General features: G+C 65.5%; 10 protein-coding genes. 7 read left to right on the top strand and 3 right to left on the bottom strand.

The window, feature by feature from the left end; all coding sequences use genetic code 11:
* From IT540_RS04595 to IT540_RS04565, 7 genes are all read left to right on the top strand, one after another.
* Positions 1–433 (top strand): formylglycine-generating enzyme family protein (locus IT540_RS04595; protein WP_291173941.1); only part of this gene is annotated, 433 nt, incomplete at its 5' end.
* A gap of 16 nt (positions 434–449) precedes the next feature.
* Complete coding sequence (locus IT540_RS04590) at positions 450–1,877, top strand: ATP-binding protein (protein ID WP_291173938.1); 1,428 nt, start codon at positions 450–452, stop codon at positions 1,875–1,877.
* Positions 1,874–2,491, top strand: a complete 618-nt coding sequence (locus tag IT540_RS04585) for a response regulator transcription factor (protein ID WP_291173935.1) — start codon at positions 1,874–1,876, stop codon at positions 2,489–2,491. The genes IT540_RS04590 and IT540_RS04585 overlap by 4 nt, the downstream gene beginning before the upstream one ends.
* A 495-nt stretch (positions 2,492–2,986) precedes the next feature.
* Complete coding sequence (locus IT540_RS04580; RefSeq protein ID WP_291173932.1) at positions 2,987–4,855, top strand: PQQ-dependent dehydrogenase, methanol/ethanol family; 1,869 nt, start codon at positions 2,987–2,989, stop codon at positions 4,853–4,855.
* A 275-nt stretch (positions 4,856–5,130) separates the two neighbouring features.
* Positions 5,131–6,972, top strand: a complete 1,842-nt coding sequence (locus IT540_RS04575) for a quinoprotein dehydrogenase-associated putative ABC transporter substrate-binding protein (protein WP_291173929.1) — start codon at positions 5,131–5,133, stop codon at positions 6,970–6,972.
* A 38-nt stretch (positions 6,973–7,010) separates the two neighbouring features.
* Positions 7,011–7,976: a PQQ-dependent catabolism-associated beta-propeller protein gene (locus tag IT540_RS04570; protein ID WP_291173926.1), complete on the top strand. Its 966-nt coding sequence runs from the start codon at positions 7,011–7,013 to the stop codon at positions 7,974–7,976.
* 78 nt (positions 7,977–8,054) lie between these two features.
* Positions 8,055–8,672 carry a response regulator transcription factor gene (locus tag IT540_RS04565; RefSeq protein ID WP_291173923.1) on the top strand — a complete coding sequence of 206 codons (618 nt, stop codon included), beginning with the start codon at positions 8,055–8,057 and terminating at the stop codon, positions 8,670–8,672.
* Between the two features lie 184 nt (positions 8,673–8,856).
* On the opposite strand, the gene IT540_RS04560 is transcribed toward IT540_RS04565, so the two are convergent.
* The 3 genes from IT540_RS04560 to IT540_RS04550 all read right to left on the bottom strand — a co-directional run.
* Complete coding sequence (locus tag IT540_RS04560) at positions 8,857–10,221, bottom strand: glucose-6-phosphate isomerase (protein ID WP_291173919.1); 1,365 nt, start codon at positions 10,219–10,221, stop codon at positions 8,857–8,859.
* 112 nt (positions 10,222–10,333) lie between these two features.
* The gene (locus IT540_RS04555; protein WP_291173916.1) at positions 10,334–11,695 is read right to left on the bottom strand and encodes a pitrilysin family protein; all 1,362 of its coding nucleotides are present in this window, start codon (positions 11,693–11,695) and stop codon (positions 10,334–10,336) included.
* 23 nt (positions 11,696–11,718) lie between these two features.
* On the bottom strand, positions 11,719–12,301 hold a 583-nt coding region (locus IT540_RS04550; protein WP_291173913.1), incomplete at its 5' end, for an insulinase family protein.

The raw sequence follows: 12,301 nt of genomic DNA, 5'->3' as shown, positions 1-12,301 counted from the left end.
CGAGTGGGAGCTGGCCGCGCGCGCGGGCAGCAAGACCGCCTACTGGTGGGGCGACGCGGTCCCGGAGGACGGCGTTGTGCGCGCCGCCTGTGAAGGATGCGGCAGCGAATGGGACAGCAAGTCACCCGCGCCGGCGGACGCCTTCCCGGCCAACCCGTGGGGGCTTCACAACATACACGGCAACGTCTGGCAGTGGGTGGCAGACTTCTACTGCGAGGACTATGGCTCCGGTCCCAAGGACGGTTCGCCAAGGCTCACGGACGACTGCGCGCCCGTGGGCGACCGGCCGCCCGCGCGTGGCGTCCGTGCCCTGCGCGGCGGATCATCGTTCTATCCGGCCAAGGCCATGCGCAGCGCCATGCGCGTGCGCAACGTACCGGAGTTCCGTAACTTCAGCGTCGGCTTCCGTGTCGCCCGCGACATCGAGCGCTGAGAACGGATCAGAGGCCATGACGCGTTTCGGTGATCTCATCAGGCTGGCCAATCCATTCGGACCGCGAAAGTCCGAATCTCTGAGCGCGACCCTGATCCGCAACATCTCGATCGTTCTGGTGGCGAGCCTCGTTCTCAGCGCGCTGCTCACCTATTGGCAGGCGGCCACCAAGGTCGAGACCGAGGTGGGCGCCGCCCTCTCGATCGCCGAAAAGACCGTGCGCAAGGTCGTGCAGGAGATCGCACACGACGACGATCCGCGGCTGCAGCTCGTCCGCCTCATCCGCGTGTTCGACGGCAACCGCCACGTCAAGGCGACGTTCGTCGAGCCCGAGCCGATCGGGGCGCGCATCTCGAGCTTCGTCGCGCCCGCCGAGGAGCTCCCCGAGTGGTTCTATAGCCTGATCGCGCAGACGCCGGAGGTCATCCGCATTCCCCTGCCCGAGGAGCTCAAGGCCTATGGCTCGATCGAGCTTCAGGCCGAGCAGCGGGGTGAGGTGGGCGAGGTGTGGGACGACTTCGTTCTGAAGCTCGCCATCCTGTTCGGCTTTTGCGCGCTGGCCTCGACCTTGATCTATATCACCGTGCGCCGCGCGCTTGAGCCGCTGCCCACGCTCTCCGCCGCCTTCGAGCGCATCGGTCGCGGCGAGTATGCCACCCGCGTCGCCGAGAGCGGCCCCACCGAGCTCGTCGGGCTCTGCACCGGATTCAACGAGATGGCGAGCCGCCTCGGGCAGATGGAGAAGCGCAACCGCGAGCTCAACGATCAGCTTGCGACCGTGCAGGAGGAGGAGCGCGCGGACCTCGCCCGCGATCTGCACGACGAGGTGAGTCCGTTTCTGTTCTCGGTCGACGTTGATGCGTCGAGCATTCGGCAAATGGCCGATGCGGCGGCACCGGAGCCGGACGCGCTGGCCGCGCGCGCGGACGCCATCCGCGAAGCGGTCGCGCACATGAAGAAGCACGTGAAGTCGATCCTCGGCCGCCTGCGGCCGGCGGTGCACCTCGAGCTTGGTCTCGCCAACGCCATCGAGACCCTCGTCGCCTCCTGGCAGCTCCGCAACCCGGACGTGACCTTCAACGTTGACGTCACCGACCGCGGCTGCGGCCAGAAGCTCGACGCCGTCATCCATGGCATCGTCAGGGAGGCGATCAGCAACGCCTTCAAGCACGCATCCCCGACCGAAATCGATGTCGAGGTGACCCGCAACGAGGACGATGACGTCCGCGTCGTCGTGCGCGACGACGGCGGCGGCCTCAAGCCCACGAGCCTGTCGAGCGGGTTCGGCCTCATCGCCATGCGCGAGCGGGTGACCGCGCTCGGAGGCACAGTCGAGATCAGGAATCGGGACGATCAGGCAGGAGTAACGGTGGACGTTCGGCTCCCGATACGGGAAAGTTATGCCGCATTCGACGAATCCGCCGATCCGGGGGAACGCACATGAAGGTCCTTGTCGTCGATGATCACGCCGTCGTCCGCCAGGGGGTCCAGCGCCTCCTGTCCGCGGTGCCGAACGCGGTCGTGCTCGAGGCGGCCACCGCTCACGAGGCCTTGGCCCTGGCCCGCAAGGAAAGTCCCGACGTCGTCATTCTCGACATCAATCTCGAGGGGGCGAGCGGCCTCGAGCTGCTGCGCCGTCTGCGCATCGAGAGCCCGAGCCTGCGCATCTTGATGTTCAGCATGCACGCCGAGCCCATTTACGCCAACCGCGCGCTCAAGGCCGGCGCCTACGGCTACGTCTGCAAGAGCGCGGGAAGCGACGAGCTTCTGACCGCCGTGCTCCGCGTCGCCGAAGGCCAGCGCTACCTCGACAGCGCCATGGCGGGCGAGCTTGTCGTCAGCAGCGTGCGCGCCGAGGATCCCCTGCGCAAGCTCACTAACCGCGAGATCGAGATCCTGCGCATGCTGGGCGAGGGCAAGAGCCTGCAGGGCATCGCCGAGGCCATAGGCATCGCTTACAAGACGGTTGCCAACTCATGCGGCCGCATCAAGGAAAAATTGGATCTGCCCCGCACGTCTGACCTTATCCGTTTCTCCATCGAGAACCGCCGCAATTGATTTTGCGAGCGGGCGATCCCTATTTGAGACAATTTTGAAATCCGCGCGTAGGCACCGGAAATTCCCGGCATTTTTCCCGCGAATTCGGGATTGGATCACGACTGTGTGATCGGGAAACTTGGCAATCCACATCGGGAGCTAATCCCATAGTGTAAGCCTTTGGTCGTGCCTAATGTTCGCCTGCTTGCAGGATGGCGCGGGCGTCGAGAAAGCCGCTCTCCTCCTTGGGTTTTCCCGACGCCCAGCTTCTTCTGCCAAAGCGGACATTGCTTCCCCCTCGCGGAGGTCAGCACTTCGTACGAGAGAATTTGAATGCGCAAGACGATCGGCGGCCGGAGGCCGTGGATGCGGTTTTGCGTAATGCCTGATCTCGTTTTCTGGAACGGCCGGAGAAGGAGATCGACGCGGGTTTCGAAAAGGCGATCTGTGGAGAGTTGCCCGTCGAAACGCGCCTGAACTGGGAGAGGAAACACGATGAGACAAAGATTGGCCTTTGTGGCTGGCAGCGTAATGGCTGCCATGATCGGCTTGAGCGGGCCCGTGCTCGCCAATGCCGAGATCGAGGAAAGAGCCAAGAACGAGAATCTGTGGCCAGCGCCCGGCCGCGACAATAAGTTGACGCGCCATTCGACGCTGAAGGACATCAACACCGAGAACGTCGGCAAGCTCCAGTTCGTCTGGTCGCAGTCGACCGGCGCGCTGCGCGGCCACGAGGGCCAGCCCGTGGTGGTCGAGCACAACGGCAAGCCGATGATGTATTTCTCCTCCGGCTGCCCCAACATGGCCCAGTGCAACATCCTGCAGGCGCGTGACCTCACCGATCCGGACAACCCGGTGCAGGTGTGGAATTACGTCAAGAAGACCGATCGCGACGAATCGGCCGTTCCGCGCGCCTGCTGCGACACCGTCCATCGCGGCGTGAACTATGTGGCCAACAAGGTCATCTATCACACCCTCGACGGCTTCGTGATCGCGCTCGACGCGACCACCGGCGCCGAGGTCTGGGTCGTGAAGCACGCCTATCCCGAGCACGGCGAGACCCTCACCGGTCCGACGCTGATTGCCGAGAACCTGGTCATCGCCGGCTTCGGCGGCGACGAGTTCGCGGCGCGCGGGCGCCTTACGGCCTATGACATCGAGACCGGCAAGGAAGTGTGGAAGTGCCACGCCACGGGCTCGGACAAGGACGTGTGTCTGACCCCCGAGACTAACAAGGCCAACCCGCACTACGGCACCGCCGGCAAGGATCTCGGCATCACCACCTATCCCGCGACCAACGACGGCGAGTGGCGGATCGGCGGCGGCGCCTATTGGGCCTGGGGCAGCTACGACCCCGAGCTCAAGATTGTCTACTGGTCGACCGGCAACCCCGGTCACTGGAGCCCGAGCTACCGCTGCGGCGACAAGACCCACGACGAGTGCAACACCGGCAAGTGGGACAACAAATGGTCGATGACCATCTTCGCCCGCAAGGTGGAGACCGGCGAGACCGTCTGGGCCTACCAGATGACCCCCTTCGACCAGTGGGACTATGACGGCGTCAACGAGAACATCCTCGTCGACAACCTCGACGTCGACGGCAAGAAGCATAAGGCGCTCGTGCACTTCGACCGCAACGGCTTCGCCTACGTCCTCGATCGCGTCGACGGCACGCTGCTGCGCGCCAACAAGTTCGTGACCGTGGACTGGGCCGAGAAGGTCGATCTCAAGACCGGCCGTCCGATCAAGGTCTACGAGCACTCGCCCTTCGAGGTCGGCCGCAACGTTCCGGCTTGCCCGTCGGCGATGGGCGGCAAAGACCAGCAGCCCTGCTCGGTCGATCCCAAGGAGCCGAACAAGTTCTACTGCCCCACCAACACCTGGTGCATGGAGGACGAGCCGCAGGAGCGCACGCACACGCAGCAGGGCACGGTCTACGTGTTCGCCAACGTGTACATGTACCCTGAGAAGCCTGGCATCTCCGGCAAGATCAAGAAGTTCGACGTCGTGACCGGCAAGGCTGATTGGGAGATCCCCGATCCCTATCCGAACTGGGGCGGCACCATGGTCACCGACGGCGGCCTGATGTTCTACGGCTCGAAGAGCGGCCACTTCCGCGCCGTCGACCGCAACACCGGCAAGGTGCTGTGGCAGAAGAAGCTGGGTTCCGGCATCATCGGCAACCCGATCACCTACAAGCTCAAGGGCAAGCAGTATGTCTCGATCTTTTCGGGTCTGGGCGGCTGGATCGGCATCCCCGTCACCGCGGGTCTCGACATGAACGACAAGTTCGGCGCCATCGGTGCGACGGCGATGGCGAAGGCCACCGGCCTCGACAAGATCCCGCAGGGCGGCGAGCTCTACACCTTCGCCATCGGCGAGTGATCGACGGCTGACAAGACGGGGGCGCCCGGTGCCGTGAGGCATCGGGCGCCTTGCTGTCGCCGTCTGGCGCATTCGCGCGCGAGATGAAGCGGTTTGCGGTTTGGTTTGCCTTTCACGTCGAGAGAGAAAAGCGCTTCAAGAAAAGCGAAGACGCTTTAGCGCTTTGGTTTTGCGCGCGAAACCGTGATCGCTTCGTGACATCCCGAGGGGCGATCCGCACTTGCAGCGTCGGCACGCCGCAAGTAAAAGCAACATTATAACATTAAAGGTGAAGCGTGAGGAAGCTGTCACAAGCTCTGCTGTTCGCGCTTCTCTGCGTGGCGTTTGGAGAAAGCCCAGCCGCGGCGGAGAGGCAAAGGCCGGAGAACCTGCGCTCCTACACCAAGAACAAGACATTCGACGAGCTGACCGCCGCCGAGCACACGAAGGCGCGCCAGGACGCACGCAAGCTCAAGCTCAGCGGCCCGCTCCGCATCTGCGCGGACCCCGGCAACATGCCGCTCTCCTCCAACAGGGAGGAGGGCTACCAGAACAAGATCGCCAAGATCCTGGCCGAGGATCTGGGCACGCACGCGAGCTTCTTCTGGCGCCCCTATCACGAGCGCGGACTGACGCGCGAGACGTTCCAGAACGACGAGTGCGACGTCCTCATGGACATGCCGGTCGCGCTGCAGGATCTGCTGACGACCGAGCCGCTCTACAGTACCACGTACGTCTTCGCCTACCGCGCCGACAAGAAGCTCGATATAAAGAGCCTCGACGATCCCGTGCTCAAGACCCTGCGCATCGGCGTCTTCCAGCACTCGGGCCTGCGCGAGGCGCTGGAGCGCCGCGGCCACAAGAGCCTCGACCTCCACATCATCGCCTACGACACCGACCTGCAGCCGAAGCACCAGCCGTGGCAGCAGGTTCAGAAGGTCATAGACGGCGAGCTCGACATCGCCGGCGTCTGGGGACCCTTCGCCGGCTGGCTCAAGACGCAGCAGAACGCGCCTATCGTCATCCAGCCCGTGAACCTGTGGGAGAACGAGGTTCCGATGGAGTTCGAGCTCGCCATCGGCATGCAGCGCAACCAGGTCATGCTGAAGTACATGCTCGACTGGTCGCTGACGCGGACCAGGGACCAGATCGCGGCCGTCTTGAAGGACTACGGCGTGCCGCTGATCAAATGCGCGAAATGCGCCGTCGACGGCAACCTGCCTGCCCACGGCTCCTACTACGATCGCATCCGCAAGGTCTCGCAGGACCGCTTCCTGAAGGAGCCGGAGCGAATCCTGCCGACCGACAAGGCCGCCGCCGATCAGATCGTGACCGAGGCCCGCCTCGAGGCGTGGCTCGCCGAGGGCGCCGACGTCAACCAGGAGCTGGTCAACGCCATCGTTGCCAAGGACCCCGATCGCATCCGCTTTCTGATCAAGAAGGGCGCCGACGTCAACGCGCGCGACTCGGGCGGCTTCACGCCGCTCGACACGGCGGCCCGAAACCGCGCGGCGAGCCTCGTCGAGATCCTGATCGATGCCGGCGCCGATCCCAACCGGCCGGATGCGGACGGGTTCTTCCCGTTGCTCCACGCCATCAACCGCAATCACGTGCCGACCGTCGAGATGCTGGCCAGGAAGGGCGCCGACCTCAACCTGCGCAATAAGCAGGACATCACGCCGCTCTCGTGGGCCATCGGTGACGGCAAGTTCTTCGCCGCCAAGGCGCTGGTCGATGCCGGCGCCGACGTCAACGCCCGCTCGGGCTACGAGGAGGTGACGCCGCTGATGGTGGTCGCCACCCAGCTTGCCGCCAAGACGCGGTCGGGCAACCTCGCCCAGGGCCCGCAGCCGCTCGATCTCGCCCGCGTGCTGATCGACAAGGGTGCCGACGTCAACGCCGTCTCCAAGGATGGCGTCACCGCGCTCATGATCGCCGCCGGCCACAACAACGCGCCGATCATCGGCCTGCTCGTCGGCGCCGGCGCCGATCCCGACGCCAAGAACAGTCATGGTCAGACGGCACTCAACATCGCCACCAGCGCCGGCTTCGACGCGGCCGTCGGCGCCTTGAAGTTCCTGTCGAAGCCGAGCGGAGCGGCGGGCAAGCCCTCGCCGTCGCCGGCGGTGCCGAACTGATATGAGCCGATAAGAAAACACGAGGACCAAGGACCGCAATGCAGATCAAAGCCCTCGCCACCGCCGTCGCGCTGTTTCTCGCGGCCCCGCTTCCCGCGCACGCGCTTCTGATCTTTGTCACCAACGAGAAGGACAACACCGTCACTGTGCTGGACGGGGAGTTCAAGGTCGTGAAGACGATCGAGACCGGCCTGCGCCCGCGCGGCATCCGGATAACGCCGGACTTCAAGGAGGTTCTGGTCTGCATCGGCGACGACAACCGCCTCGACGTCATCGACACCGAGACGCTCGAGATCACACGCACGCTCAACTCCGGGCCCGATCCCGAGCTGCTCGACATCTCGCCCGATGGTAAGCGCATCTACATCGCCAACGAGGACGAGGGCTACGTCACGGTCATGGAGGCGGCCGACGGCAAGGTCCTGGCCGAGATCATGATCGGCGTCGAGCCGGAGGGCATGGCGGTGGCCCCGGACAACAAGGTCACGGTGGCCACCTCCGAGCAGACCAGCATGGCGCACGTCATCGACAACGAGAAGTTGGAGGTGCTGCAGAACATCCTCGTCGACACGCGCCCGCGCGAGGCCCAGTTCACCAACGACGGCCGCCACGTGTGGGTGTCCGCCGAGATCGGCGGCACGGTCTCGATCATCGACGCCAAGACCTACAAGCAGGTGCACAAGTTCGGTTTCGAGATCCCGGGCGTCAATCCGGAGCTGATCCAGCCCGTGGGGATCGAGATGTCGAAGGACGGCAAGCTGGCGTTCGTGGCGCTCTCCCACGCCAACCGCGTGGCCGTGGTCGACACCGAGACCTTCGAGGTCAAGCACTACATCCTGGTCGGCCAGCGGCCCTGGCACATGGCCGTGCACCCGGACGGCTCCCAGCTTTTCGTCGCCAACGGGCTGACCAACGACATGACCATCGTCGACATCGCAACCCTGAAGCCGCTGCGCTCGGTTCCGGTTGGACGCCTCCCCTGGGGCGTCGCCGTGAGGCCGTAGCGGGGCACGTGAACGCAACCAACTGTTTATCGCACGCTGTTGATGCTATTCTTGAAGCGTGTGAGGAGGTTCGAGCCCATGAAAATCCTTGTAGTCGATGATCATGCCGTGGTGCGGGAGGGTATCCGCCGCCTGCTGGCGACGATCTCCGGCGCCGAGATCCACGAGGCGGCGACCGCGCAGGACGCGATGACGCTCTCGCGCTCGGTCAATCCCGACGTCGTCGTGCTCGACATCAACCTCGACGGCTCGAGCGGGCTCGAGCTCCTGCGCCGCCTCAAGGCCGAGAACGTCGCCGCGCGCATCGTCATGTTCACCATGCACTCGGAGCCGAGCTATGCCATGCGCGCGCTGAAGGCTGGCGCCGCCGGCTACGTCTCGAAGAGCGCCGAGGCCGGCGAGCTGGTGACGGCCGTGAAGAAGATCGCTTCCGGCGACCGCTACCTCGACCGCACCATGGCGAGCGAGCTGGTCTTCAGCTCGGCCTTCACCGAGGATCCGCTGCACAAGCTCTCCAACCGCGAGGTCGAGATCCTGCGCCTGCTCGGCGAGGGCAAGAGCCTGGCCGAGATCGCGGCCACCTTCGGCATCGCCTACAAGACGGTCGCCAACTCCTGCAGCCGCCTGAAGGAGAAGCTCGGCGTCGAGCGCACGGCCGACCTGATCCGCCTCTCCGTCGAGCGCCGCATCCGCTAGCCCAGCGACGCGCACTTTGTCGCGCACTTTATTGTCATCCCGGCTAAGCGAGGCGCAGCGAGCGCAGAGCCGGGACCCAGCACAAAGAGCGTCGAAGACACATTATTTTGCGATAGGGAGCTTTCGCTGGGTTCCCGCTCGGCGTGTCGCTGCGCTCCGCTTGGCGGGGAATGAGAGGCAGGGTTCAGCGCGCCAACCGCTCGCGCGTCAGCGTCTTGGCGAGCTCGACGGCTGGCTGGTCGAACGGATCGAGGTCGAGCAGGCGCCCGGCGAGAATCGTCTCGATCATAAAATGCATGAGCAGCGCCCCCATCGAACGCTCGTCGAGCGTCTCGATGTCGAAGGTGCGCACCGGCCGTCCAGCCTGCGTCAGCGCCTCCGCGATGGCGTGCGCCTGCGCGTCCACCACGTCGCCGATGGTCTTGCCGCCGAGAAACGCCTGTCCAGCGAGCTCGGCCAGCTCGGCGTCGAGCACCGGCCCTTGCCCGCGGCTTGCCACACGCACCACCGTGACCGCGATCTCACGCGGCCCGTCCATGAAGAGCTGGAGCTGGCTGTGCTGGTCGACAGGTCCAAGTGCCGGCACGGGTGTCGTCCCTTCGCCGCCCTTGCCGAGGCTCTCCGCCCAGAGCTGCACGTACCATTCGCTGAAGCGCCCCAGGCGGTCGTTGTAGGGCATCATGACCAGCGTGCGGATGCCGCGCTCCTTGGAGAGGCCGACGGCCGTCGCGGCGCCGATGGCAGGAGCGAACGCAGCCGGGAACGAGGCCGAAACAAGACCGTCGATCACCTCGCGCGCACCGGCGCGGATGCGGCGCGCGTCGAGCCCCCGCGCCAGCGCCGGCAGCAGCCCAACGTTGGTGAGGCACGAGAAGCGCCCGCCGATTCCCGTATGGTGCTCGAGCATCGGCACGCCAAGGCTCGCGAGCAGCGCCCGGAGACCGTTCGTCTTGCCGGGCTTGTCGGGCTCCGTGATGCCGAGGAACAGCTCCGGGATGCGGCTTTCGAGGCCGGCCTTCTTGACGACGGCGAGCGTCGCGATGAGCTGCGCCAGTGTCTCGGTCGTGCCGCCCGATTTCGAGGTGACGACGAAGCGCGTCTTGGCGAGGTCGAGCCGCGCCAAGCCGGCCGACAGCGTCAGCGGATCAAGGTTGTCGTAGAAGCGCGTACGCGGACGCGTCCGGCGTGGCTCGGAGCAGCAGGAGACGCCCGGCAGGTTCCAGCCGCCGACCTGCGCCAGCGTCTGCCCGCCGAGACCCGATCCGCCGGTGCCGAAGAACACGATCGTCTCGGCGCCTTCCGAGAGCTTATCGAGCGCCGCCTCGGCCGCTTCGAGATCGGCCGTCTCCTCCGCGATCCGCAGCAGCGGCAGCCGCCCGCTCGCGTAGTCGGCCTTGAGGTCGTGCAGCGCAGGCGCGAGCTTCTCGAGCCAGCGGCCGAGCTCGGCTTCCGTGAGGCCGTGCGCGCCGATGGCCCCCGCAAGAGAGCCGGCGATCGACTGCCGGTAGGGCAGGGGGGAGAGAGTGGAGGCAGAGAGGGGCTGGGTCATGGCATCCCGCATAACCGTCTGAGGAGACGTGAGTTCCGCGGGAGGCGTAGCCCGTTTCCGGCCGTTCGCCAAGCCGCATCTCCCTCCCCGCGCGTGGGAGAACAGAAGACGCTCAGCCCTTGGTGTCGGCGGTCGCTGTCGCGGGCCGGCCGACGATGGTCACGATGAGGCCGTCGGACTGCAGCAGCCGCTTGGCGACACGCTTGGCGTCATCAAGCGTGATGGCCTCGATCATCTTGTTGCGGTTGTCGATGTAGTCCGGGCCGAAATCGTCCTCGAGCAGGCCGAGCAGTTGGCTCGCGATCTTGGAGTTGGTGTCGAAGCGCAGCGCATAGGAGCCGATCAGATACTTCTTGGCGTTCTCCCACTCGTCGGGTGTCGGCCCCTCGTCGGCGATGTGCTTGAGCTCCTTGCGGATCACGTCGAGTGACTGGGTGATCGCATCCGCGCGCGTCGCGACGCCCCCCGAGAGGATCGACGTGTGCTTGAACGGCTGCAGGTAGCTGTAGACCGAGTAGGCGAGGCCGCGTTTCTCGCGTACCTCCTCCATCAGCCGCGAGGCGAACCCGCCGCCGCCGATGAGCTGGTTCAGCACGAACGCCGCCATGAAGTCGGGATCCTTGCGCGGCATGGCCGGCAATCCGAACACGGCGACCGACTGCGGCACGCTCATCTCGACCCACTTTTCGACTCCCTTGGCCGGCGTGGTGAGCGGCACCGGCGCGAGGTCGGCGGTCTCGGGCAGCTCTCCGAACACCTCGTCGAGCAGCTTGCCGAGCTCGGCCGGCGTGATGTCGCCGACCGCCACCACCTTGAGGTTGGAGCGCGCGAAAATGCGCTTGCGGTAGCCCTCGAGATCGTCGCGCGTGATGCCCTTGACGGTCTCCGCCGTGCCCTGCGAAGGCCGTGCGTAAGCATGGCCGGCAAAAGCCACGGCGAACCACTCCTTGGCCGCCACCTTCTCCGGATCGCGATCGGCGTAGACGAGGTTGGCGAGGAGCTGTCCGCGGATGCGCTCCACGGCGTCCGTATCGAAGCGCGGCTTGGTCAAGGCGAGCTTCAGAAGCTTCACCGACTCGTCGCGGTTCTGCGTCAGCGTCTCGAAGTTGCCGTAGAACCCGTCACGGCTGTCCTCGTAGCGCATGCGCATGGCGAGGTTTTCCATCTGCTCCTGGAATTCGCTCGACGTGATGTCGCCGGCGCCCTCGTCGAGCATCGCCGAGAGGAAGTTGGCAAGGCCTTCCTTGCCTTGGGGATCTTGGGAGTTGCCGCCCTCGAAGGAGAACTTGAGAGCGAGCAGCGGGTTCTCGTGCGCTTCGACGAGCCACGCTTTGACGCCGCCGGGGCTGGTGACTTCCTGGATTTTCATGGCGTGAGCGGGCCTGGCAAAGGAGAGACAGAGTGCGAGCACGAGGACGGAGAGCGCCAAGTCGATGCGGGCAAGACGCGCGAGCGGACGACGGAGCATGTCCATGGAACGGTCCTTGATGGCTTCTTTTACGAGCGGTTCTTCTGCGCCGGCCGCTCCGCCCGCTCACCCTGGGTGGACGGCGTGAGATAGCCTGTCACGGAGCGCTTGAGGTCCAGATAGGTCCCCGCCACCCGCTTGATGTCGTCGACCGTCACCTTGCCGAGTGCATCCGGCCAGCCCTCGATCTGCGCCACCGTGCGGCCGAGCGCGAGCCCCCAGCCGTAGCGGCGTGCGAGCGACGCCTGGTCGTCGTTCTCGTAGATGTAGTCGGCGATATAGCTTGCGCGCGCGCGCTTGAGCTCGGCCTCCGTGACGCCGGACTCGCGCACCTCCGCCAGCACCTTGTCGATCGAGGCCTCGATCTTCGGAAGCAGGTCCGCGCCGTCCCCCGAGACCGCATAAAGGCTGATCGTTCCGTAATCGAGCCCCGAGCCCGAATACACGCCGCCGGCCGACGAGGCGATCTTCTCATCGACCACGAGGCGCTTGTAGAGCCGGCTCGTCGCGCCGTCGCCGACGATCTTCATCATGAGGTCGAGCGCCTCGGCCGAGCCCGGCAACGGCGGCATGTATCTCGGCACGACGGAGTCACGGTGGAACGAGGCGGTG

The sequence above is a fragment of the Hyphomicrobium sp. genome, assembly GCF_020852195.1.
Classification (GTDB): domain Bacteria; phylum Pseudomonadota; class Alphaproteobacteria; order Rhizobiales; family Hyphomicrobiaceae; genus Hyphomicrobium_C.
This window is presented reverse-complemented; position numbering and strand designations above follow the sequence as displayed.